The organism is Rhodanobacter sp. 7MK24, assembly GCF_014842995.1.
Classification (GTDB): Bacteria; Pseudomonadota; Gammaproteobacteria; order Xanthomonadales; family Rhodanobacteraceae; genus Rhodanobacter_A.
On sequence record NZ_JACYXL010000008.1, the window covers coordinates 244,179 to 269,267 of the forward strand.

The following is a 25,089-nucleotide window of genomic DNA, read 5'->3' on the forward strand; positions in this document are numbered from 1 at the left end:
GCCTATTGTGCCGCGGCCCATGCCGCCAGTCCGCGCAGCACGTTGTCGTGGACGAGTTGCGCTGGCGTGGCGAGCAAGGGCAACAGTGCCTCCGCGTCGCCGCCGCCGAGGCGCAGTGATGGCGCACCACCGAGCGCAGGCGACATGTGGGCCGCGAAGCGTCCGACCAGGGCCGCCGCCGCCAGCCAGCAGCCGGAGGCCACCGCGTCGGCGGTGTTGTCCGCCACCTCGACGATCGTGCCGGCGTGTGCGGGGCGTACCTGTGCGGTCGCCCCCAGCAGGGACTGCTGCATCAGTCGTGGCCCCGGTGCGATCAGGCCGCCAAGATGACGGCCGTCGGCGGCCAGTGCATCCAGCGTCAATGCAGTGCCCACGCCGGCCAATATGCAGGGTGCACTGCCTTCGGCGCGGGCAGCGACCATCGCGAGGAAGCGATCCACGCCCAATCGCTGAGGTTCGGCATAGGCGTTGCGCACGCCACAGGCTTCGGCGGGCGTGCGCAGCCACCACGGTTCGCGCCCGAACGCGGCGGTGGCGCTGGCGGCCACCAGTTGCTCGCGCGCGGCATCCACCACCGACGCGCCGAATATGGCGGAAGGCGGCGCGAGCCCTGCCCACGAGGCTGCCAGGGCTTCCGCCACGCTCTCGTTCCATGCCACCGCATCGCCGGCGAGCACGTCCGTGCCTCGATGAAGTGCCCATTTCAGGCGCGTATTGCCCAGATCCAGCAGCAGCTTCATGCGCGGCGTACCGTGACGTCGGCGCTGTCGATGCGCTGGATTTCGCCGTCGGGCAGGCGCAACAGCAGGGCGCCGCGGTTGTCCACGCCCGCACCGACGCCGTCGCGTTCACCGCCGGCGCCGCTGAGCCGCAGCGGCTGTCCGTGCAGCAGGTCGTGGCGGGCGTATTCCTCGGCGAATGCGGCGAAGCCTTCCCGCTCGAACTGGCGCAGGCCGTCGGCCAGGGCGGCAACCAGCGCGGCGGCGGCGCGGTTGCGATCCGGCGCCGCGCCGCCGGCCAGCGTGGCGAGGTCGCAGATCGGCTGGCCGGCCTGTCCGCGCAGCGCATCGGTGAGCCGCAGGTTGAGGCCGACGCCGATAATTGCGGCACACGGTCCCTGATATTCGCCGCTCAGTTCGACGAGGATGCCGGCCAGCTTGCCAGGCGCGGCGTCGGGAGTCGCCGCGAGCACGTCATTCGGCCATTTCAGGCCCGCGCCTGTGACGCCCAGCGCCGCCAGCGTGCGCAGCACGATCACGCCGATCGCCAGCGACAGCCCCGACAGCGCGGCGAAGCCGGTGTCGAAGCGCTTCACGCAGGACAGGTAGATGTTCAGTCCCGGCGGCGACAGCCAGGTGCGGCCGCGCCGCCCGCGGCCGGCGCTCTGCGTCTCGGCCATCACCATGGACAGATCCGGCGTGGCAGAGCCACGGCGCTGCAACTCGCTGGAGGTGGAGTCGAGTTCCCAATGTACCTCCAGCGCACCCAATTGCTCGGCGACGCCAGCGGGCAGGGCGGCGCGGATGCGACCGGCATCCAGCACCTGCACGGGCCACGGCAGCCGGTAGCCGCCGGCGCCGCCGGCTTCGATCGGCACGCCGCGCGTGCGCAGCGCCTGGATCTGTTTCCAGACCGCGGCCCGGGTGACGCCGGCCTTGGCGGCGAGCTCGACACCGGAGCGCGGTTCGCCTGCAGCCAGTTCGGCCAACAAGTCGGCGGCTTGCATCAGTGAAAGGGGAAGGTGGCGCGCATCCGGCGGATTCTAGCCGGCCAAGGCCGGCCCTCGCAGCGGCACTGGCGCCCATGCCTCGGTTTCTGCGAGGATCGGGAATCTCGCCTGCGCGTCAAGGGGTGCCCAGCCATGAGTGCCAGACACTGGATGATCGGTTGCCTGATCGGCTTGGCCGGCATGGGCAGCGCGATGGCGTCGGACCTCGGCGCCCGCGACATCACTGCGACCAGCCGCCCCGCGGCGGACAGCAACGCGCATGACGCCGGTGGCAACGGTGGCGCCGATGCGCTCGGGCTCAACCGCGATTGCCCGGCCTCCCACCGCGGCAGCGATGCCGACAACGGCGATGCCGATGCTCGCAGCAATGGCACGGCCGGCGGCAGCGAGCACGGTGGTCGCATCTCCGCACCTACGACGGCAAAGCCGGCCACGCTGGGTTGGCAATCGCTGCTGCCGGGTTCGATCCAGTAATTCATTCGTCCGCCGTCGTCGCCGGCCTTTATTCCGGCGGCAACTTCACACTGAAGCGCGCGCCACCGAAGTCGGGCGAACGATCCACCACCAGTTCGCCGCGATAGGCGCGCACGATGTCCTGCACGATGGACAGGCCGATGCCGTGGCCCTGCACGCGTTCGTCGCCGCGCACGCCACGCTGCAGCACCTTCTCGATCTTGTCCTCGGCGATGCCGGGGCCGTCGTCTTCCACGCTGATCAGCAGACCGGGGCGGCCTCGGCCCGGCTGGGGTTGCTTCTGCACCACCAGCAGCACGTGGTGGCGCGTCCATTTGAACGCGTTCTCCAGCAGGTTGCCCATCAGTTCCAGCAGGTCGTTCAGTTCGCCGTGGAAGGAGGCACCGTCCGCGATGTCGAACTCACACAGCACGTTCTTGGTGGCGTAGACCTTCTCCAGGCTCTGCACCAGGTCCTCGGCGTGGCCGGCAATGGGAACCGCCGCAGCGAACGTCTGCCGGCCCGAGGTGGCGGCGCGGGCGAGCTGGTAGGCGACCAGTTCGTCCATGCGGCGTACCTGGTCGAGCACGTCGCGCCGCGCGGGCTCCTCGCTGGCGGACTCCATTTGCGAGCGGATCACCGCAAGCGGTGTCTTCAGGCTGTGCGCGAGGTCGGCGAGGGTATGGCGGTAGCGCGTGCGCTGTTCGCGCTCGCTCTCGATGAAGGCGTTGATGCGCTCGGTCAGACCGGTCAGCTCCAGCGGGTACTGGCTGTCCAGATGGTCGCTGTCGCCGCGCTCGACGCGGCTCATGTCGCTGGCTACCTTGCGCAACGGGGTGAGGCTCCAGCGCAACAGCAGCAATTGCAGCACGATCAGCAACACGCCCAGTACCGACAGCCACAATGCCAGGGTGCGCCGGTATACGGCGTTTTCGCCTTCGAGCTGCTGTTCGGTCTGCGCCACCATGACGGTGGTCGGCGTGGACTGGTTGCCCAGGTAGTCGAATGTCACGCCGATGGCGTAGTAGTACACGCGGCCCATGCGGGTATCGACCGGGCCGCCGAACTGGTCTTTGCCTGGAGGCAGTGGCTTCAGGAAACTGAAGTCGCTGTTGAGCGCCGAATTGGATTTCCAGCGGTAGCCGTTCGGTCCGAGGATCAGCGCGTACAGGCCGGAGCCGGGCTGGGAGAACTTCTGCGGTGGCGAATCGGGAGGCAGCAGGCGGCCATAACGATCGACGTCGGTGTGGGTGATGATGTCCGTGACGGCGGAGTCGCGCAGGCTTGTCTGCAAGCTGTTCAGCGCGGTGTCCTTCTTGACCACGGACATGACCACGCCGACCAGCCCGAGGAAGGCGGCCAGTACGAAACCGGTGGTGATGGCCGAGCGCGCCGCCAGCGAGAGCGGGCGGCGCGGCGCAGGCTCACTCGTCGCCGTCGGTGCGGGGGATGGCAAAGCGATATCCACGGCCGCGCACGGTTTCGATGGGCTTCAAGGCGCCTTCCGGATCCAGCTTGCGGCGCAGGCGGCCGATGAAGACTTCCAGCACGTTGGAGTCGCGGTCGAAGTCCTGCTGGTAGATGTGCTCGGTGAGATCGGCCTTGGAGACCAGCTCGCCCGCGTGCAGCATCAGGTATTCCAGCACCTTGTACTCGTAGCTGGTGAGGTCGACGATCTTGTCTTCCACCGTCACCGTCTGCGCGGTGGTGTCCAGCTTGATCGGGCCGCAGGCCAGCACCGGCTTGGACCAGCCGCTGGCGCGGCGGACCAGCGCGTTGATGCGCGCCAGCAGCTCCTCGACGTGGAACGGCTTGACGAGGTAGTCGTCGGCCCCCTGCTTGAGGCCCTCCACCTTGTCCTGCCAGCCGCCGCGCGCGGTGAGGATCAGTACCGGATAACGCTGGCCGGCCTCGCGGAGTGCCTTGATCAGGTCCATGCCGGACATCTTGGGCAGGCCCAGGTCGATGATGGCGAGGTCGAACGGCACTTCGCGTCCGAGGTAGAGCGCCTCCTCGCCGTCCTGCGCCGCGTCGACGGCGAAGCCGTCACGCTTCAGGCGTGCCGCCAGCGTCTCGCGCAGCGGGGCCTCGTCTTCCACCAAAAGGATGCGCATCAGTGTTTCTCCTTGCCCCCGGCGTGCCGGCCGGGCGGGTTGCGGGTGGTCTGGGTGGGCTGCCGGAGGCTGTCGCCTCCACTGGCGGGTATGCTCATCACCTGCACGTGGCCTTCCGGCGTGAGCACCTTGATGCGGTACTCGGTGCGGCGATCATAGTGTCGCGATTCGGCCGACAGCACTTGCCCCCTGGTTTCCTGCTTCGCCTTGTCCACGGCCTGGCCGAGGCTCAGTTCGCCCGGCCTGGCTTGTTGCTGTGCCTGCGCCACCGCCGGGCCCATGCCCAGCGCCAACGCCAACGCCAACAGCGCGAGGGTGCAGCGGGTTTTCATGTCATGCCTCGACCATGGGTATGTCTCTGGTCGTTCAGTTTGGGCGAGTCGGGCTGAATAGTGACCGGACGAGCGGCGGCTGTCACGCGGCCGGTTGCAGCGGGATCATGGCCTGCTCGATCAGCGCCCAGCCGGCGCCCGGCAGGTGCGCACCCTCGCTGAGCGTGCGGCGGAAGCCGCGTGCGCCCGGCTCGCCCTGGTACAGCCCCAGCAGGTGGCGGGTGATGTGCTTCAGCGCGGTGCCGCGCTTCAGCTCGGCTTCGATGTAGGGCTGCAGACGCCGCAGCACGTCCTCGCGGCCGGGCAGGGGCGTGCCATAGAGCGCGTGTTCCAGCCGGGCCAGGATGTACGGGTCATGGTAGGCGGCGCGACCCAGCATCACGCCGTCGAGCTCGGCCAGTTGCGCCTGTACCTGTTCCACCGTGGTGATGCCGCCGTTGATGGCGACCACCAGTTGCGGGAACTCGCGCTTCAGGCGGTGCACGCGCGGGTAGTCCAGTGGCGGGATCTCGCGGTTCTCCTTTGGCGACAGGCCTTTCAGCCACGCCTTGCGCGCATGCACCACCAGTACTTCGACACCGGCTTCCAGCATGGTTTCGGTGAAATGCTGCAGGTCGGCGTAATCGTCCTGTTCGTCGACGCCGATGCGGCACTTCACTGTCACCGGAACGCTCACCGTGTCGCGCATCGCCTTCACGCAGTCGGCCACCAGCGCGGGCTCGTACATCAGGCAGGCGCCGAAGCGGCCGGATTGCACGCGGTCGGACGGGCAACCCACGTTGAGGTTGATCTCGTCGTAGCCAGCCTCGGCACCGAAGCGCGCGGCCTGCGCCAGCTCGTGCGGATCGCTGCCGCCGAGCTGCAGCGCCACTGGGTGTTCCTCGTGGCTGTGTTCGAGCAGGCGAAACTGCCTGCCGCGCACCAGCGCCGCGCTGGTCACCATTTCGGTGTACAGCCGCGCGTGCGGGGAGAGCAGGCGGTGGAAGAAACGGCAGTGCCGGTCCGTCCAGTCCATCATGGGCGCAACGGACAGGCGCCAGTCGTTGGTGTCGGGTTTGGGGGCAAAGGCGGTCATCAGGCCGCTATTGTCCCGTATCGGTACGGCGTGGTGGAAATCAGCCTTCGGCAGCCATTGCCGCGCGTCGCATGCGTCTCTCTGTGATGCGCAGGGCCACCACCACTACGAGCAGCACCACCGCCAGCCAGAGCATTTGCAGACTCCAAACAATGAGCGTGGCCCAGACTGCAGTGAGGGACAGATCGTGCAGCAGCCAGGCCTTGGTACGAGCAGGCAGCAGATCGGGTGCCAGCCTGGCGATGAAGGCCGCATAGCCCCAGGCGGCGGTGAGGCAGGATTGGATCATCAACATGATGAGCGCGTACGGCACGAAGCCATTCATCGAAAACACATACACCGAGCCGTGCGCAAGAGCGGCATTGCCTGGCGGCAATGTGCTCGGCACATTGCTGGCGGTGATCATCGCGTGCATTGCCGGCCCCAGCGGCATTTCATGGAGGACCCCGCCGGCGATCATGTTGCGGATCAACACTGGCACCAGTGCCACCAGGCTGAGCAGCAGCATGGTGAGCACGGTCAGCGGTGCGTCGATGCGGCGCAGTTGCGCCATGGCGCGGCGATGCTGGTACCACACCCCGGCGATCAGGTAGAAGCTGAAGAAATAGACCAGTAGTGGCACTCCCCAGACGTCCAGCAGGCTCTGGCCGGATCGGGCCTCCGGCCGCAGCTCCACCGCCGACAGGGTCAGCGCGATCGCGAACACGCCGTCGGCGAGCATTACCAGCCGATCGAAGTGGCGCTGGTGGATATGGTGTTCACGCACGGGCTGCTCGTGCGTGGGTGGGGCGGCATTCGGTTCCATCGTCCTCTCCCTTTGTACGACTGTGCGCATGATGCCGAAGAAAATGGCAGGCGGCGCTGGCGCGGATCACGTAAAATTGTGCATTGCCACGTTCGCGCGGCACTCGCCAGGTTCCCTGGTCCACGCTACCCCACGCGAGTCCCGCTGCCGTCGTGCGACGGCGCGCTTTCCCCGACACGCAATCCGAGACTAGACACCCATGGTGGCTTTCGCAACCGAGCACGTGATCGACGTGCAGCACTGGAACGACACGCTGTTCTCCTTCCGCACCACGCGCGATCAGGCCTTCCGTTTCGACAGCGGACAGTTCGTGATGATCGGGCTGGAAATGGAAGGTCGCCCGTTGATGCGCGCCTACTCGATCGCCAGCGCGAGCTGGGAGGAGCACCTGGAGTTCTTCTCGATCAAGGTGCCGGACGGCCCGCTCACCTCGCGCCTGCAGCACCTCAAGCCGGGCGATCCGCTGCAGGTGACGCGCAAGCCCACCGGTACGCTGGTGCTCACCGACCTCAAGCCCGGCAGGCATCTCTACCTGCTCGGCACCGGCACCGGCCTCGCGCCGTTCCTGAGCATCATCCGCGACCCGGACACCTATCAGCGCTACGACAGGATCGTGCTTGCGCATGGCGTGCGCCACGTCAACGACCTTGCCTATGCGCACTACCTCGAACACGAACTGCCACAGCACGAATACCTTGGCGAGCTGGTGCGCGAGAAGCTGGTCTATTACCCCACGGTGACGCGCGAGCCGTTCCGCAACCGCGGCCGCATCACCGATGCGATCGCCGATGGAGCGATGAGCGCGGTCACCGGCCTGCCGCCATTGAACCCTGAGACGGACCGCGTGATGCTGTGCGGCAGCCCGGCAATGCTGGACGACCTCTGCGCCCTGCTCGACGGCCGCGGCTTCCACGCCTCGCCGCGCACGCGCGAGCCGGGCGACTACGTGGTCGAGCGGGCGTTCGTGGAGAAGTAGCGGGTGGCGTGGCGGCAATCGGCGCATGTGCGGAAATACGCATTGCGTCGTGCCGCCAGCGATGGCGGCCATCGTCTTTCCGGCCAAGACCATGTTCTACTTGTAGGCCCTGTCTTCCCCATCGAGAGGTGCGCCATGTCCACAGTCCATTTCAAGGGCCTGCCAGTACGCGTCGACGGCAGTTTCCCTGCGCTCGACAGCCAGGCGCCGGCATTCCATCTAGTTGGCGGTGACCTGTCCGAGGTCACGCTGGCCAACCACGCCGGCAAACGCAAGGTGCTGAACATCTTTCCCAGCGTGGACACCGGCGTGTGCGCGACTTCGGTGCGCCGCTTCAACGAACTGGCGACCAAGCTCGCCAACACCGTGGTGCTGTGCATCTCGGCCGACCTGCCGTTCGCGCAGGGTCGCTTCTGCGGCGCCGAGGGCATCCAGAACGTGCAGATGCTGTCGCTGATGCGTGGGCGCGAGTTCCTGCGCGACTACGGCGTGGCGATCGCAGACGGTCCGCTGGCCGGTCTTGCCGCCCGCGCGGTGGTGGTGCTCGACGAGCATGACAAGGTGATCCACGCCGAGCTGGTGGACGAGATCACCCACGAGCCGAACTATGACGCTGCGTTGGAAACGCTCTAAGAGCCGGTTCGAAATCTCTGCGTAGGCGAGCTGATAACGAGCTAGAGATCCCTTTATCTCCGGATAAGGCGCGGCGTGGCCGCGCCGTTTATCGCGTAGGTTGGAGTGGCTTCCACAGCCTCGATACAACTAGATTTGTAGTCCCGGCTTTGTAGTCCCGGCGGCTGCAGCTCTCTGGGGCACCTCTCTTGAGTCCAGACATCCTGCCATCAGCCCTCGGCAGGCTTCGCCGTCTGCCGCCGCTGCTGCGGTGGCGTGCGCCAGCAACGAAAGATAACTCGACCGCCGGCAGTCGGCCGAAACCGCCTTGTTCCTTGCGCCGGAGCAATATAGCTGTCTTCCGACGTTGCGTATCAAGGGCTTTTTGAACGGCCCCTCAGTTCGCGAGTCCCTTTCCCAGGCGCACGCGCAACGTACACAACCCCGCCACGAACAGGCTGACCCCGCCGGCCACGAGTGCCCATACCGGCTGGTCGTGGAAGCAACGCTTCAGCAGTTCGCCCAGCACGCTGGCGGCGACCAGTTGCGGGATCACGATGAAGAAATTGAAGATGCCCATGTAGACGCCCATTTTCGACGCAGGCAGGTTGTCGGAGAGCATGGCGTAGGGCAGCGACAGGATGGATGCCCACGCGAAACCTACGCCGACCATCGGCAGCAGCAGCCAGCGCGGGTCGCGCACGAACAGAAAGGACGCCAGTCCCAGACCGCCCAGCCACAGGTTAACCAGGTGGCTCCTGCGCAGGCCCCAGCGGCGCACCATCCGTGGAATGACCATTGCCGCCACCGCCGCGCAGACGTTGTATGCGGCGGAAAGCACGCCGACCCAGTTCGCCGCTTCGTTGTAGAGCGCGGAGTGCGCGTCCGTGACGCCGTACTGCACCTGCGCCACCGTGGCTGTGGTGTAGATCCACATCGCGAACAGGGCGAACCACGAGAACAACTGCACCCACGCGAGTTGGCGCATCGCCACGGGCATCGCGTGCAGGTCGCCGAGCACGTGGCCGAGCAGGCCGCGCTTTTCCGCCAGTGCGGGACGCATCTTCATGGCTGCCTCGTAGCCGATCAGCAGCAGGCCGTAGAAGGCCAGGCCGGCGGCCAGCAGGTACACCTCGTCGCGCAGTTGCAGGAACCAGACCAGCACACCGAGCGCCATGCCCGCGACCAGCCACAGGCTGCCGCGGCGCCAGATGCCGCGCAGATCGGGCAGGCTCTCGTGTACCGGTGCGGCATCGAAGCTGTGCAACTGTTCGGGCGGATATTCGCGCGTGCTGAGCACCGTCCACAGCACCGCGCCCAGCAGCGCCGCGCCGCCGGCGTAGAACGAGTACTTCACCGTATCGGGAATGCCACCGTCCGGCGCTACGTTGCTGATGCCCAGGTGAGCGAGGATCCACGGCAGCATCGAAGCGACCACCGCGCCCACGCCGATGAAGAAGCTCTGCATCAGGTAGCCCTGCGGGCGCTGGCGCACCGGCAACTGGTCAGCGACGAAGGCGCGGAACGGCTCCATGGCCACGTTGAAGCTGGCATCCATCAACCACAGCAGGATCGCCGCCATCCACAGCACGCCGGCGTTAGGCATCCACAGCAGCGCCAGCGTGGACAGCAGCGCGCCGGCGAGGAAGTACGGGCGGCGCCGGCCCAGTCGCGTCCAGGTACGGTCGGAGCAGTGGCCGATGATCGGCTGCACGATCAACCCGGTGAGCGGCGCAGCTATCCACAGCGACGGGATCTGTTCCAGCGAGGCGCCCAGCGTCTGGAAGATGCGGCTGACGTCGGCGGTCTGCAGCGCAAAGCCGAACTGGATGCCGAGGAAGCCGAAACACATGTTCCAGATCTGCCGGAAGGAGAGCTCGGGCTGTTGTTGCGATGGGGCGCGGTAAGCGGGAGCGGACGTCAAGGGCGCGAGCCTGGGAAAGGTGATTCCGCGAGGTTAGGTGGCATCGCAATGCAGCAGCCAGCCTGATGCATACGTATTCATGTGCTTGCTCCTCATTTCCCGCCAGCGGTTGGAGCCTTGCTTTGGATCGGTTGAAGTCGCTGATCCATGCAAGATCGCCAGCGGATTTTGCGCTGCGGCATGCGCCACGGTCAGGTCGGTGTTAGCGTCCACATGGATCGATCTAAATTTTGACAGTCACAGAGCCGGCTTGTGGCAACACGAAAGGGGTGGGCGATGAAGAAGCGATGGGCGCGAGGCATCCCGGCATGCCACAGGCTGCTGTCCGTACTGGCGGCCCTGGTGCTGGCCTTGCCCCTGCCGGGCGTGGCATCGACGCTGGCGACGCAATCGCTGGACAGTGGCTGGCAGCTTCGCCTCGCGCCCGGCGACAAGCACGCCACCGACCATGCCGAGGCCGCGCAATGGCTGCCGGCCACCGTGCCCGGCACGGTGCAGACCGACCTGCTGGCCGCAAAGCTGGTGCCCGATCCGTACTGGCGCGACAACGAGGCCAGGATCCAGTGGGTGGGCCTGTCCGACTGGCAGTACCGCAGCACCTTCACCGTGGAAGCCGCCACGCTGGCGCGCAAGCACGTGGAACTGGTGTTCGACGGGTTGGACACCTTTGCCGACGTCTCGCTCAACGGCCACAAGCTGCTCGTCGCGGACAACATGTTCCGCCGCTGGCGCGTGCCGGTGAAGGCATGGCTGCACGCGGGTGCGAACACGCTGGAAGTCACCCTGCATTCGCCGATCGCGCGCCTGCAACCCTGGTTGCTGAAGCAGCCTTATGCGCTGCCGGGCGAGTTCGACACGCCCTTCGGAGACGAGCCCGAAGGCAAGCAGACAGCCAATTACGTGCGCAAGGCCGCCTGGCAATACGGCTGGGACTGGGGCCCACGCATCGTCACCGAAGGCATCTGGAGAGATGTGAAGCTGGAAAGCTGGGACGCGCTGCGTCTCGCCGACTTCCACATCGCGCAACCGAAAGTCACGGCAGATGTCGCGGAGCTGCAGGCGCAGCTCGACATCCATGCCGATGCCGCAGGCCATGCCAGGGCCATGCTGCGCTGGCGTGCCCCGGATGGCAGCACGCAATCGCAAGCCAGCGACATCGCGCTGACGGCCGGCGACAATCACATCGTGCTGCCGCTGCGCATCGCCCATCCGCAGCGCTGGTGGCCGGTCGGCTACGGCGCACCGAATCTGTACGACTTCCACGTCGATGTGGACATGGGCGGCCAGGCCGTGGCCAGCGCGGATCGCAGCACCGGCCTGCGCAGCGTCGAATTGCGCAGGCAGAAGGACCAGTGGGGCAAGAGCTTCGAATTCGTGGTGAACGGCGTGCCCATCTTCGCCAAGGGCGCGGACGTGATTCCGCAGGACATGTTCCCGAACCGCGTCACGCCGGCACGCATCGACGCGATGCTGCAGTCCGCGCGCGACGCCAACATGAACATGCTGCGCATCTGGGGCGGCGGCTACTACTTCGACGACGCGTTCTACGCCGAGGCCGACAAGCTGGGCCTGATGGTGTGGCAGGACTTCATGTTCGGCGGCGCCATCACGCCCTACGACAAGGCCTACCGCGACAACACGCGCGCCGAGGCCGTCGAGCAGGTGGATCGCCTGCGCGATCATCCCTCCATTGTCATATGGGTCGGTAACAACGAGGTCGAGACCGCGTGGGAGACCTGGGGCGGCGGTGCGCATCTCGAAGCCACGCAGCCCAGGGCCGAAGTGCAGCGCATCGTGCAGGGCATGCGCGAACTGTTCGACCACACGCTGCGCGGCGTGGTGGCGTCGCAGTCGCCCGAGACGCCGTACTGGCCGAGCACCCCCAGCAGCGACTACGACGACAAGGCCAACGTGCTGGACAACGGCGACTACCACTACTGGAACGTGTGGTCGGGCGACGCGCTGCCGCCGACGGCCTACCTCGACGTGACCCCGCGTTTCCAGTCCGAATACGGCCTGCAATCCTTCCCCTCAATGGCGACGCTGCGCAGCGCGCTCGAGCCGTCCGACCTCTCCATCGATTCGCCGGTGCTGCGAGCGCACCAGAAATTCGACAAGGGCAGGGGCAACCGGCGCCTGCTGATGTACGTGGAGCGCGGATACGGCAAGCCCAAGGATTTCGCCTCGCTGGTGTACCTCAGCCAGGTGATGCAGGCCGAGGGCATCCAGCTCGCCGCCGAACACTTGCGCGCCTCGCGGCCGCAGAGCATGGGTTCGCTGTACTGGCAGCTCAACGACGTGTGGCCGGGCGCCACCTGGGCCAGCATCGACTACTACGGCCGCTGGAAGGCGCTGCAATACCACGCCAAGCGCTTCTACGCCCCGCTGCGCGTAGTGGCCCTGCGCAAGGACGGCAAGACGCAGGTGTCGCTGGTGTCCGACCGCACCGGGGCGTTCGACGCCGAATTGCGTGTGCGCGTGCTCGACATGGATGGCAAGACGATCTCGGAGCACACGCAGCCTGCGCACGTGGCGGCGTTGGCCAGCACGCCGGCTGGTGACTACACCGACGCGCAATTGCTGCATGGCGCCGATCCGCGTCGCGCTGTGGCGGTGTTCGAGTTGCTTGAACAAGGCAAGCCAGTTTCGCGGCACCTGGTGTACTTCGATGATGCGAAGAACCTGGCGTTGCCCGATCCCGGCCTGAAGGCGGAGCTCTCCGCGGACGGTCACAGCGTCACGGTGAGTGCGCAACACCTCGCGCGCGAGGTATGGCTGGACTTCGCCGATCCCGATGCGCGCCTGTCCGACAACGCCTTCGACCTGCTGCCCGGCGAATCGGTGACGCTGCATGTCGAGAGTGCCGCGGATGCGGCCGCCTTGCAGCGCTCCATGACAGTGCGTAGCCTGTACGGCGCCACGGTAACCGCGCCGTGACGAAACGCGTCGCCAGCATCGCCGTCATTGCGCTGCTGCTGGCGGCGGGGTCCGCCGCAGCGCAAACGCAAGACGCCGAAGCGCAGGCATCGGCGCTGGTGGCGAAGATGACGCTGGCGGAAAAGGTCTCGCAGCTGCAGAACGACGCGGCGGCGATCCCGCGCCTCGGCGTGCCGGCCTACGAATGGTGGAACGAGGGCCTGCATGGCCACGCGCGCGACGGCTACGCCACCGTGTTCCCGCAGGCCATCGGCCTCGCGGCGAGCTGGGATGCGCCGTTGCTGCAGGCGGTGGGGACGGTGGTATCGACCGAGGCGCGCGCCAGCTTCAATGCAGTCGGCGCGGGCCATGCGCACGAGCGCTACCAGGGCCTGACCATCTGGTCGCCCAACATCAACATCGACCGCGATCCGCGCTGGGGGCGCGGCCAGGAAACCTACGGCGAGGATCCCTTCCTCACCGGCAGCCTCGCGGTGGCCTTCGTGCATGGCATCCAGGGCGACGATGCACAGCATCCGCGTGCCATCGCCACGCCCAAGCACTTCGTGGCGCACAGCGGGCCGGAGACCGGTCGCGACAGTTTCAACGCAGTGGTGTCGCCGCATGACCTGGAAGACACCTACCTGCCGGCGTTCCGTGCAGCCGTCACCGAGGGTGGCGCGGGCTCGGTGATGTGTTCCTACAACGCGCTGGACGGCGTGCCGATGTGCGCCAACGCGGCGCTGCTGGACACGCGCCTGCGCAAGGACTGGGGCTTCAAGGGCTATGTGGTCTCCGATTGCGATGCGGTAGGCGACATCTCGGCCTTCCACCATTACAGGCCCGACGACGGCCAGGCTGCCGCGGCCGCATTGCGCGCCGGCACCGACCTCGACTGCGGCCACACCTACGCCAGCCTCGCCGCCATGGTCGGCAAGGGCAAGCTTCCGGAGTCCGCGCTGGATGCCGCGCTGGTGCGCCTGTTCAACGCGCGCTATCGCCTTGGTGAACTCGGCGGCGGCGATAGGTATGCACGCATCGGCGCGGACGACATCGACAGCGACGCGCACCGCAAGCTGGCGTTGCAGGCCGCACAGGAGTCGCTGGTGCTGCTGAAGAACGCACATGACACGCTGCCGCTGCGGGCCGGCCTGCGCCTTGCGGTCGTCGGTCCGGACGCGGATACGCTGGAGACGCTGGAGGCGAACTACCATGGCACCGCGCGCGGGTCGGTGACGCCGTTGCAGGGGCTGCGCGCGCGTTTCGGCAACGACCACGTCAGTTACGCGCAAGGGGCGCCGGTCGCAATCGGCGTTCCGGTCCCAGTGCCAGAGAGCGCGCTGCGCACGACAAGCGGCGTGGCGGGCCTTACGGGCGAGTACTACGCGGGCGCCGACTTCCACGGTACGCCGCGTATCACGCGTACCGATCGCGTGATCGACTTCGACTGGGATCGCGCGGTGCCTGCTGCCGGTCTCGACGCTGGTCATTACGCAGTGCGCTGGAGCGGCGAGCTGTTGCCACCTGGCCCCGGAGATTACGTGCTGGCCTTGCACGTGGACCGCTGTTTCGATTGCGACGCGCACGACGCGGTGCGCCTGTTCGTGGATGGCAAGCCAGTGCTCGCGGACGAAGGCGACGACAAGCACCTGCAGGCGAAGCTGCATTTCGCCGACGGCAAGCCGCATACCTTGCGCATGGAGCTGCTGCACCGCAGCCGTGATGGTGGCGTGCGCCTGCAATGGCTGGCGCCACCCACGGCGCAACTCGCCGAGGCCGACCGCGCGATGCATGCGGCGGATGCGGTGGTCGCCTTCGTCGGCCTGTCGCCCGACGTGGAAGGCGAAGCCCTGCAGGTCGAGGTGCCCGGCTTCGCGGGCGGCGACCGCACTTCGCTCGACCTGCCGGCACCGCAACGCGCGTTGCTGGAACGCGCCGCGGCCTCCGGCAAGCCGCTGGTCGTCGTGTTGATGTCCGGCGGCGCGGTGGCACTGGATTGGGCGAAACTGCACGCCGACGCCATCCTTGCCGCGTGGTATCCGGGGCAGGCAGGTGGCACGGCGATCGCGCAGACTCTGGCGGGCGACGCCAATCCAAGTGGCCGGTTGCCGGTCACGTTCTATCGCACGGCGCAGGATCTGCCGCCGTTCACGAGCTACACGATGCAGGGACGCACCTACCGTTATTTCCAGGGCACGCCGCTGTATGCCTTCGGCCATGGCCTTAGCTACACGCACTTCGCCTATGCCAAGCCCACGTTGTCGGCGGATGCGCTCAGGGCTGGTGGCACGTTGCAGGTGAGCGCCGAGTTGCGCAACGCCGGATTGCGTGCGGGAGACGAGGTGGTGCAGGTGTATCTGGACGCGCCGCCGTCGCCGCTGGTGCCGCGGCACGCGCTGGTCGGCTTCCAGCGCGTGCATCTCAAGCCGGGCGAAAGCCGGCGCGTGAACTTCATACTCTCAGCGCGCGACGTGAGCAGCGTGGACGCGGCGGGCGTGCGCGCCGTCGAACCCGGCCGCTATCGTGTGTTCATTGGCGGCGGCCAGCCCGGCGAGGCTGCGGGTGTCGCATCCACATTCACCATCAACGGCAAAGAGGTGTTGGCACCATGACCATGGACACGCTCACCCGGCGCGACATGCTCAAGCTGGTCGGTGCCGGTGCTTTCGCGCTGGCCTTGCCGCGTTTCGCCACGGCGGGCACGAAGCCGGCGCGGCCCGACCACCGGCCGCCGCCGGGCAAGCGCAAGTTCACCAGTGCGGCGGTGGAGGCGGAGATCGCGCGCGTACAGGCGAAGATCGGCGACCCCGAGCTGGCGTGGCTGTTCGGCAACTGCTACCCGAACACGCTGGACACCACCGTGCATATCGGCACTCTGCGCGGCAAGCCGGACACCTTCATCGTCACCGGCGACATCGACGCGATGTGGCTGCGCGATTCCTCGGCGCAGGTGTGGCCGTACCTGCCGCTGGCGGCGAAAGACGAATCGCTGCGCCGGCTGTACCGCGGGCTGATCCACCGCCACGCGGCGTGCATCGCGATTGATCCCTACGCCAACGCCTTCCTGCCCGACTCGCAGGCGCACACCACACTGGACTGGGCGCAGCACGACCTCACCGACATGAAGCCCGGCGTAGCCGAACGCAAGTGGGAGATCGATTCGCTGTGCTGGACGATACGCATCGCGCACGGCTACTGGAAAGCCACTGGCGATCGCGTGCCGTTCGATGACGACTGGCGCGCCGCGATGCACCAGGTGCTGGCGACATTCCGCGCGCAGCAGCGCAAGGACGGCAAGGGGCCGTACCACTTCCAGCGTGCATCGGCCGTACCCACCGACACCGTGCCGCTGGACGGCTACGGCAACCCGGCGTTGCCGGTAGGGATGGTCTTCTCGATGTTCCGTCCCTCGGACGATGCCTGCATCTATCCGTTGTTCGTGCCGGCCAATGCCTTCGCCGTGGTTTCGCTGCGGCAACTGGCCGAAATGTCGCGCGCCCTGCATGGCGACGCCGCGTTCGCCGCCGATTGCGAGGCGCTGGCCGGCGAGGTGCAGGCTGCGCTGGAAAAGTACGCCGTCATGACCGACGGCGGCCAGGATTTCTGGGCCTACGAAATCGACGGCTACGGCAACCAGCTGTTCATGGACGACGCCAACGTGCCCAGCCTGCTGGCCTTGCCGTATCTCGGCTTCTGCGCGCGCGACGATGCGCGCTATCGCCGCACCCGCGCCCGTGCCTGGAGCGAGCACAATCCGTATTTCTTCCGCGGCAAGGCGGCGGAGGGCATCGGCGGTCCGCACGAGGGCCTGCGCATGATCTGGCCGATGGCGCTGATGGTGCGCGCACTCACCAGCGAGGACACGGGCGAGATCCGCCAGTGCCTGCACTGGCTCAAGACCACGCACGCCGGCACCGGCTTCATGCACGAAGCCTTCGATCAGGACGATCCCGCGAAATTCACCCGGCCCTGGTTCGCCTGGGCCAACAGCCTGTTCGGCGAACTGATCGTCGACCTGGCCGACCACCACCCCGAGCTGCTGCGGTAACTCCGCACCCCACATCCCCGAAGGAGCCCACGAACATGGTGACCCGCAGACGATTCCTGCAAGGCGCGACGGCATTGACCCTGCTTGGCGGCATCGACGCGCACCGCGCGCTGGCCGCAACACACGCGCAAGGCGGTGCTGACGCGCTGTCCTTGTCCAGCCTGCCGAAGAACAACGTGTCGAAATACGTCGACATCTTCGTCGGCACCGGCGGCCACGGACATACCTATCCCGGCCCCACGCTGCCGTGGGGCATGGTGCAGCTCTCGCCCGACACCAACAACTACGGCTGGGATGCCTGCTCGGGCTACCACCAGGCCGATGGTTCCATCATGGGCTTCTCGCATACCCACCTGAGCGGCACCGGCGGCGGCGACCTGCTGGACGTGCTGGTGATGCCGAGGCAGGGCGAGGTGCTGCTCATGCCGGGCGAGCGGGGGCTGCCCGACCAGCTGTACTACTCCAAGTTCGACGGCGCGGCGCATGGGCCGCACCTCACGGCGGACTCGGTGGCGCACCCCGGCAAGGGCTACCGCTCGCGCTACGACAAGGGTTCGGAACAGGCGGTGCCGGGTTACTACCGCGTGCGCCTCACCGACAACGACATCCTCGCCGAGCTGACTGCGACTGCACGCACTGGTTTCCATCGCTACACCTTCAACAAGAGCGGCCCCGGCCATCTGCTGCTCGATTTCACGCACGGCTACCAGGACAACGCGAACACGCCGTGCAAGGTCTCCGACGCCAAGTTGCGCCTGGTCGGCAACGACACCCTGGTCGGCGGCCGTCGCGTGGGCGAATGGGCGCCTGGCCGCTACATCTACTTCGCGATGAAGCTGTCGCGGCCCATCGCCAAGGCCACGCTGTACATCGAGGATGCGCCGCTGCCGAGCGGCATGCACGAAGCCTCGGGCGACCATCTCAAGGCCGCGCTGCATTTCGACGACGCGAACAAGGCGCCGCTGCTGGTCAAGGTGGGCCTCTCGGCCGTGGATGTCGACGGCGCGCTGCGCAACCTCGAAACGGAATTGCCCGACTGGAATTTCGAACGTGTGCAGCAAGCTGCCGCGCAGCAGTGGGAGCAGGAACTCTCGCGCATCCGCATCGACAGCTCGTCCAACGTGGTGCTGAAGACGTTCTACAGCTCGCTCTATCACACGATGGTCGCGCCCACGCTTTTCAGCGACGTCGATGGCCGTTACCGCGGCATGGACCTCAAGGTACACGCCTTGCCGGAGGGGCAGCACACCTACAGCACGTATTCGCTGTGGGACATCTACCGCGCGCTGCATCCCCTGTACACGTTGTTCCAGCCGGAGCGCATTCCCGACTTCGCCAACGACCTGATCCGCCAGGCGAACGAAAGCCCGGAGGGTCCGGCGGTATGGCCGCTGCAGGGCGTCGAGACCGGTTGCATGATTGGCTACCACTCCATCGTGCTGCTCGCCGAGGCGCAGGCCAAGGGCTACCCCGGCATCGCCTTCGACAAGGCATGGCCGGTCTATCGCAAGCGCGCCTTCGATGACGATTACCGCGGTTTGCCGCTGTACCGCGAGATGGGGTTCATCCCCGCCGACATGGAGTGGGAGTCGGTGAGCAAGACCTTGGAATACTCCTACGACGACTGGGCGATGGCGCGCCTGGCCGACGGCGTGGGCCAGCACGCGGATGCGGAGGCGCTGCGCAAGCGTTCGCGCAATTACCGCAACGTGTTCGACCCCAAGATCGCCTTCATGCGTCCGCGCGACAGCAAGGGCCAGTGGATCGAGCCGTTCGATCCGCGCGAGATGGGGCACTTCGAGAAGTGGCGCGACTTCACCGAGTCGAACCCATGGGAAGCCACCTTCCTCAACCAGCACGATCTCTACGGCTATATGTCGATGTTCGGCGGCACACCTGCGTTCGAACGCAAGCTGGACGAACTGTTCACCACCAGCTCCGAACTGCCCGCCGATGCGCCGCCGGACATCGCCGGCATGGTGGGCCAGTACGCGCACGGCAACGAACCCAGCCACCACGTGGCCTATCTGTATGCCTACACCGGCTCGCACTGGAAGACGCAGTCGCGCGTGCGTTCGCTGCTGGAAACCATGTACCCGCCGCTGCCCGACGGTACCGCCGGCAACGACGACTGCGGGCAGATGAGCGCGTGGTACGTGCTGAGCGCGCTGGGCCTGTACGCGGTGGATCCGGTGAGCGCCGAATGGGTGTTCGGCAGCCCGCTGGTGGATCGCGGCGAGGTGATGGTGGGCGACGGCAAGAAACTCGTCGTCGAAGCGAACGGCAACGGTCCGGGCAAGCCCTACATCCAGTCCGTGACGTGGAACGGCAAGCCGTGGACGAAGAGCTGGATCAGCCACGCGGAGCTGGCCGCGGGCGGCACGCTGGTGTTCGAGATGGGCGACCAGCCGAACAAGAAGTTCGGCGCGGCACCGGAAGATCGTCCGCCGTCGTTCGGCCATCTGGCCACCGAGACCAAGGCATGACTGATAGGGCGCGCGCATGATCGAGAAGGGCGGGATGCGACACGTGATGGCGTGGGTCGGTCTGGCGGTCGCCATGGGGTCTGCCCCCATGGCGATGGCGGCGCCGGATCAGGCGGCCACATGGAGCGGCAAGGTCGCGCCATTGGCGACACCATGGACGGCCAAGGTCTCGCCAGCCAATGCGTTGCCGGACTACCCGCGCCCACAGCTCGCCCGGCCATCGCTGGCACATCCGCAATGGATGAACTTGAACGGCCTGTGGCAGTTTGCGCCGGATGACGGCAAGGGCGCCCCGCCGTTCGGCAAGACGCTGGCGGGACGCGTGCTGGTGCCATATCCGATCGAGTCCGTGCTGTCGGGCGTGCAGCAGCATGCCGACTTCATGTTCTACCGCCGGCTGGTGGATATCCCGCCAGCATTCACCGCGCACGGCCAGCACGTATGGCTGAACTTCGGCGCGGTGGACCGCGAGGCTACGGTCTACGTCAACGGCAAGGAAGTGGCCCGGCACGTGGGCGGCTACACATCCTTCAGTGTGGACATCACGCCTTATCTTCATCTGCGCGGAACGCAGGAGATCGTCGTCGCCGTGCACGCGCCGGTGGACAGCCTCAACGTGATGGTAGGCAAGCAGCGCCTGAAGCCCGGCGGCATTTTCTACACGGCGGCCTCGGGCATCTGGCAGTCGGTGTGGCTGGAGCCGGCACCGGCCACCAGCCTCGCGCAGCTCGTCTTCACGCCGACACAGAGCCTGGATGCCTTCACCGTGACCGCCAAGGTGCACGGAAGCGAGGGCGCCACGCTGCGCGTCACCGCCTATGCGGGCGACAAAGTGGCGGGAGAGGCGGATGGCCCGTCAGATCGACCGCTGCATCTGGCGATTGCGCGACCGCACCTGTGGAGTCCATCGGACCCCTTCCTCTACACCTTCAAGGCCACCCTCACGCGGGATGGGCAAAGCGACGCGGTGACCAGTTACGCCGGCCTGCGCAGCATTGCGATCAAGCCGGAGGACGGCCGCAACCGCATCGTGCTGAATGGCAAACCGACCTTCCTGCTGGCAACGCTGGACCAGGGATATTGGCCGGACGGTATCTATACCGCGCCCACCGACGAGGCCTTGAAGTTCGACATCCAGAAAACCAGGGATCTCGGCTTCAACACCATCCGCAAGCACATCAAGGTCGAACCGGCGCGCTGGTACTACTGGGCCGACCGCCTGGGCGTGATGGTGTGGCAGGACATGCCGGCGCTGCCCACGGACCGCAACGACAAGCTCAGCGAGGCCGACAAGGACAACTTCCGCACGCAGGTATCGGCAGTCGTCGACCAGCTCAAAGGTACGACGGCAATCGTCGGCTGGATTCCCTTCAACGAGGGCTGGGGCCAGTGGAGCATTCCCGCCGCGGCCGAGCTGGCTGCACAAATCAAGCAGCTCGACCCGTCGCGTCTCGTCGATGCGCGCAGCGGTGCCAATTGCTGCGACATGAAGGGCGACCCGCATGCCGGCGACGTCTACGACGTGCACGACTATCAGGGGCCGGGTCTGCCCAGTCCGGATGCCACGCGTGCCGCCATCGACGGCGAGCACGGCGGCCTTACCCTCGGCATTCCCGGCCATGTCTGGCCCGGTACGCCGATCAACCCCTATGGTGCGGTGAAGGATCGCTCGGCGCTGGTTGCCGGCTATGTCGCCAACACCCAGGTGCTGCTCGACAAGGGCGTGCCCAAGGGAATGTCCGGCAGCGTCTATACCCAGATCACCGATGTCGAGGGCGAGCACAACGGGCTGTTCACCTACGACCGCAAGATCGAAAAGGTCGACGAAGCCAAGGTGCGCGCGATCAACCAGGCGGTAATTCGGGCAGGTGGAATGCCGTGATTCGTTTTGATTAATTAAGCTTTGTCAGTTTCCTGTCAAAACGGCTAATGAATATTCAGTGGAGGAGGGCTTTTCCCTCCTCCCGTACCGCCGCTTGCGCCTGATTGCCGATATTGAATTGAACGCAATGCGGCGTAGCGAATTTCGCCGGCATTCGGCGATTAAGAAAGTGCGAAAATTTTGCGCAGTGCAGCGTGACATGCTGCGCCTCGGTGTATAAGTTTCGAATGTAATTTAGATCGATACAAATACGGCTTTTTCGCAACGTCCATGTCTTGGCATGGCGCAGGGGAAGTGCGCGTATCGCTCAGGGGCGATGCTCGCGCCATGGATTATCTGCCGGATATCGGATGTTGTGATGATTGCGTGAATTCGATGCCTGTCTGAACAGGGGGAAGGAGATGTCGCGCTGACTCCGATAAACAGCGCGCGCCAACGAAATGGGGATTCAAAAAATGACCTGTCTGTCACGTTTTTTTGCCCGAAAGCCGTTGTATGCAGCGCTCACCCTAGCGATCCTGTCTTCGGGTGGTTGCCTATCCGTCGCCGCCCATGCCGAGCAGGCACCGGCAGCGCCGGCAAGCTCGCCATCACCTCAAACGACCGACAACACGACATCCGACACGACGAAGACGAAGACGGATGGCAAGAAGAAGGCCGCAAACGAGAAACCTGTGGTCCTGCAAGGCATGGTCGTCACGGGTTACCGCCAGTCGATCGACCAGAACCTGCAGGACAAGCGCAACACCAACGAGATCGTGGAAGTCGTCAACGCGCAGAACATCGCCCAGTTCCCGGCCCAGAACATCGCCGACGCCCTGCAGTTCGTCCCCGGCGTGGTCATCAGCCGCAGCGACGGCGAAGGCAAGAACATCAGCATCCGTGGCCTGGCGCCGGAGCTCACGCTGACCGAGCTCAACGGCAACTACGTCGCCTCCGCCGATACATCGAGCGGGCTCGATCGCTCATTCAACTACCAGCTGCTGCCGGCCAACATGTTTTCCAGCGTCAAGCTCTACAAGAGCCAGATGGCATCGCTGGACGAAGGCGGCATCGGCGGCGTGGTGGAGGCGCACACGCGCAAGCCGCTCGACATGAAGCCCAACGACGGCTTCCTCACCGTCAATGAAACGGGTGCCGACAACAACGGCAAGATCAACCCGCAGGTTTCCGGCCTCTACTCCTGGCACAACAGCGACAGCACCTTCGGTGTGCTGGTGAGCGGCGCCTACGACAAACGGCAGGAAACCGAATACACGTCCAGCGCCACGAACTGGTACTGGTGGGCCAACAACTACAACACGCAGCCGCCGGTGAGCGTCGGCGGCAACCAGTTCGGCGGCTATGTGGAGCCCAACATTCCCGAATGGGGCAACGTGCCGCCGGGCGGCATCGTCGACCAGGGCGGGCGCGCCTATTCGGGCTACTGGATGCCGCAGCAGTTCAGCACCAGCCAGACGCAGTTGAACCTGAAGAACAAGGCTGCCCAGCTCACTCTGCAGTTCAAGCCCAGCGACCGTTTCCAGATGACGGCCAACTACTTCCGCTTCCAGCTGGACCGCGATCAGATCACCAATACGCTGGAGATTCCCGAATGGAACCTGCCCACCGACACCTACGCGAATCAGCAGGGCAACCTGCTGGCGCCCAACGGGCTGACGTTCGACCCGTCGGGCACGGTCGTCACCGGCGCCAACTACCGGTTGCCGGCGGCCGGCACGGGATGCAACTCGCTGACCAATCCGATCACCGGCGCGCAGCGCCAGCCGGTGGATGTCTGCTCCACGCAGACGCCGTGGCTCAATGGCAACTACTCCGTCGAAAAGGCGACGTCGCAGACCGCCAACATCGAGGGTGAATGGAATACCGGCGGCATCCTCAGCGGCACGTTCAACCTCGGCCGCACCTGGGCGACGGGCGGTCCGTCGGTGGAGTTTGGCGTGGCGGCCAAGCCGCGCAACTTCGTCAACGGGCAGTGGGTGGACGGCAGCGGATACAGCCAGTGGACGCTGAATGGCAGCGAGGGCACGCCGGGTATCTCGGCTTCGACGGACACGCTGCAGAACATGCTGAACGGCGAGGGGCAGGTGGACCTGGGTTCCACCGGGTCCGGCTTCATCAACACTACGACGTCGCAGAACGTCGCCCAGGCCGATTTCACGCTGGATTTCGACCAGGACTGGCTGTCGTCGGTGCAGTTCGGCGCCAAGTACCGCTACAACACGGCCTTCCAGCAGAGTGGTCAGTTGCGCTGGTACTGCCCTGGCACGGACCAGCAGTTCCAGAGCTGCGACCCCAATGCCGGCAACCTGCAACCGAGTCTCCTGCTGCCGTATGAGCTGACCACCAATACGCTGGCATACCACGACAACATCTTCCCGGGGATCAATTTCCCGGCGTACTACAACTACCTCAACCAGACCTACGATCCCGTCAAGTACATGGATCCAGACAATCAGGCGAGGGTGCGCGAGTCGATTTCGGCGGCTTACGTGCAGGTGAATTTCGACACCGACACCCTGCACGGCAATTTCGGCCTGCGCTACGTGGACACCCTGCAGGACGTGACCACCGCCGACCAGGTCACCACCTACTTCGCGGACTACTACCATGGCGCGGATGGTTCCATCCTGATCTGTCCGGCCAGCGGCCTGAACTCCGCCGGCGGCCCGTGCGCTCCCGGCGATTTCGAATATCTCCCTCAGCAGTGCACAACGTTTGCGGCCGGGCAGGCCGGGAAGTGTTCGTATTACGAGGCCTACACCCTCAACACCCAGCGCCGGCGCTACCGGAACTTCCTGCCCAGCTTCAACCTGGTGTGGAACTTCACCGACGACTTCGACCTGCGCGTCGCCGCCAACCGCGCCATGGCGCGCGCCAACTATGGCGATCTGGCCCAGTTGGGCAGCCTCAACGACTACCTCCCGACCTATTACAGCGACCGCAGCCAGTTCGGTGCGCCGCTGCCCGGCTGGTATGGCAGCGGTGCCGACAACAATCTGCAACCCTTTCTCGCCACTCAGTACGATGCAGCGGTGGAGTGGTACTACGCGCCGGAATCGGTGCTGGGTTTCGACCTGTTCTACAAGACGGTGAAGAACTTCGTGGTGCCGGTCCAGGTGAACAACTTCACGGTGGACGTGAACAGCACGCCGACGCTGTTCGCGCAGTACAGCACCAATGCCAACGGGCAGGCCGGTGTTTCCAAGGGCATCGAGCTGTACACGCAGCACACCTGGTCGTCGGGCTTCGGCGTCATCGCGAACTACACGCTCAACAAGACCAACTCGACGGCGGTTTCCATCGGCGACACGCGCATCGGCAGTGCTTCGCTGATCGGCAGCGCCAAATACGCAGGGAACCTCTCGCTGTTCTACCAGAAGAACGGGCTGCTGCTGCGCGCGTCGTCCAACTGGACGGGCCGCGTGATGGACGGCCTGGCCGCGGGTCTTCCGGAGTACACGGCGCCGTACAACGAGATCGACCTGAACGGCCAGTACCAGATCAACAAGCACCTGATGGTCACCGCGTCGGTCCTCAACCTGACGCGCTCCACCACGCGCTCCTACCTGGGCAGCGACACGACCGACCGCCTGAACACCCTCGAGTACGACGGGCGCCAGTATTACGTGGGCCTCACGTACAACTTCGGCACGGGCGACTGAGCCAGGCGGCAACGGCCATGGACGATGGTTGCCAGATATCGCGGGAGCGATTCTTGCGCGCGCCAGCGATGA

17 protein-coding genes are annotated in these 25,089 nt (G+C 66.0%); 9 read left to right on the forward strand and 8 right to left on the reverse strand.

Going from position 1 to position 25,089, the window contains the following annotated elements; translation table 11 throughout:
* Positions 1-2 precede the first annotated feature (2 nt).
* Both IHE49_RS13995 and IHE49_RS14000 read right to left on the reverse strand, forming a co-directional pair.
* Positions 3-740, reverse strand: coding sequence for a type III pantothenate kinase (locus IHE49_RS13995; protein WP_192158919.1), 738 nt, complete (start codon positions 738-740; stop codon positions 3-5).
* A complete protein-coding gene (locus tag IHE49_RS14000) occupies positions 737-1,726 on the reverse strand; it encodes a biotin--[acetyl-CoA-carboxylase] ligase (RefSeq protein WP_192158920.1) in 990 nt (329 codons plus the stop codon). The genes IHE49_RS13995 and IHE49_RS14000 overlap by 4 nt, the downstream gene beginning before the upstream one ends.
* 135 nt (positions 1,727-1,861) lie before the next feature.
* Here IHE49_RS14000 and IHE49_RS14005 point away from each other — a divergent pair, with 135 nt between their 5' ends.
* Entirely contained in the window at positions 1,862-2,203 is a 342-nt protein-coding gene (locus IHE49_RS14005) for a hypothetical protein (RefSeq protein WP_192158922.1), read from the forward strand.
* 28 nt (positions 2,204-2,231) lie between these two features.
* On the opposite strand, the gene IHE49_RS14010 is transcribed toward IHE49_RS14005, so the two are convergent.
* The 5 genes from IHE49_RS14010 to IHE49_RS14030 all read right to left on the reverse strand — a co-directional run bounded on the left by IHE49_RS14010 (position 2,232) and on the right by IHE49_RS14030 (position 6,424).
* A complete protein-coding gene (locus IHE49_RS14010; protein ID WP_192158924.1) occupies positions 2,232-3,638 on the reverse strand; it encodes an ATP-binding protein in 1,407 nt (468 codons plus the stop codon).
* On the reverse strand, positions 3,607-4,296 hold the full coding sequence (locus IHE49_RS14015; RefSeq protein WP_192158925.1) for a response regulator transcription factor: 690 nt from the start codon (positions 4,294-4,296) through the stop codon (positions 3,607-3,609). The genes IHE49_RS14010 and IHE49_RS14015 overlap by 32 nt, the downstream gene beginning before the upstream one ends.
* Positions 4,296-4,628 (reverse strand): PepSY domain-containing protein, encoded by a 333-nt coding sequence (locus tag IHE49_RS14020; protein ID WP_192158927.1) that lies wholly within the window; start codon positions 4,626-4,628, stop codon positions 4,296-4,298. Before IHE49_RS14020 ends, IHE49_RS14015 begins: the two co-directional genes overlap by 1 nt.
* Positions 4,629-4,710: 82 nt before the next feature.
* On the reverse strand, positions 4,711-5,703 hold the full coding sequence (gene dusA / locus IHE49_RS14025; protein WP_192158929.1) for a tRNA dihydrouridine(20/20a) synthase DusA: 993 nt from the start codon (positions 5,701-5,703) through the stop codon (positions 4,711-4,713).
* A gap of 40 nt (positions 5,704-5,743) precedes the next feature.
* Entirely contained in the window at positions 5,744-6,424 is a 681-nt protein-coding gene (locus tag IHE49_RS14030) for a TMEM175 family protein (protein WP_255523433.1), read from the reverse strand.
* A 283-nt stretch (positions 6,425-6,707) separates the two neighbouring features.
* Here IHE49_RS14030 and IHE49_RS14035 point away from each other — a divergent pair, with 283 nt between their 5' ends.
* Together IHE49_RS14035 and tpx are read left to right on the forward strand one after the other, a co-directional pair.
* On the forward strand, positions 6,708-7,484 hold the full coding sequence (locus tag IHE49_RS14035) for a ferredoxin--NADP reductase (protein ID WP_192158932.1): 777 nt from the start codon (positions 6,708-6,710) through the stop codon (positions 7,482-7,484).
* A 135-nt stretch (positions 7,485-7,619) separates the two neighbouring features.
* A complete protein-coding gene (gene tpx, locus IHE49_RS14040) occupies positions 7,620-8,117 on the forward strand; it encodes a thiol peroxidase (protein ID WP_192158934.1) in 498 nt (165 codons plus the stop codon).
* A gap of 376 nt (positions 8,118-8,493) precedes the next feature.
* Here the strand turns inward: tpx and IHE49_RS14045 are convergent, their stop codons facing one another.
* Entirely contained in the window at positions 8,494-9,948 is a 1,455-nt protein-coding gene (locus IHE49_RS14045) for an MFS transporter (RefSeq protein WP_192158997.1), read from the reverse strand.
* Between the two features lie 372 nt (positions 9,949-10,320).
* Here IHE49_RS14045 and IHE49_RS14050 point away from each other — a divergent pair, with 372 nt between their 5' ends.
* From IHE49_RS14050 to IHE49_RS14075, 6 genes are all read left to right on the forward strand, one after another.
* On the forward strand, positions 10,321-12,957 hold the full coding sequence (locus tag IHE49_RS14050; RefSeq protein WP_192158998.1) for a glycoside hydrolase family 2 protein: 2,637 nt from the start codon (positions 10,321-10,323) through the stop codon (positions 12,955-12,957).
* 17 nt (positions 12,958-12,974) lie between these two features.
* Complete coding sequence (locus tag IHE49_RS14055) at positions 12,975-15,548, forward strand: glycoside hydrolase family 3 C-terminal domain-containing protein (RefSeq protein ID WP_343227583.1); 2,574 nt, start codon at positions 12,975-12,977, stop codon at positions 15,546-15,548.
* Positions 15,549-15,550: 2 nt separating this feature from the next.
* On the forward strand, positions 15,551-16,984 hold the full coding sequence (locus IHE49_RS14060) for a glycoside hydrolase family 125 protein (protein ID WP_192159000.1): 1,434 nt from the start codon (positions 15,551-15,553) through the stop codon (positions 16,982-16,984).
* 35 nt (positions 16,985-17,019) lie between these two features.
* The gene (locus IHE49_RS14065; protein WP_192158936.1) at positions 17,020-19,470 is read left to right on the forward strand and encodes a GH92 family glycosyl hydrolase; all 2,451 of its coding nucleotides are present in this window, start codon (positions 17,020-17,022) and stop codon (positions 19,468-19,470) included.
* A 73-nt stretch (positions 19,471-19,543) separates the two neighbouring features.
* Positions 19,544-21,352: a sugar-binding domain-containing protein gene (locus IHE49_RS14070; protein ID WP_225578445.1), complete on the forward strand. Its 1,809-nt coding sequence runs from the start codon at positions 19,544-19,546 to the stop codon at positions 21,350-21,352.
* Positions 21,353-22,026: 674 nt separating this feature from the next.
* Positions 22,027-25,017 carry a TonB-dependent receptor gene (locus IHE49_RS14075; RefSeq protein ID WP_343227582.1) on the forward strand — a complete coding sequence of 997 codons (2,991 nt, stop codon included), beginning with the start codon at positions 22,027-22,029 and terminating at the stop codon, positions 25,015-25,017.
* Positions 25,018-25,089 lie beyond the last annotated feature (72 nt).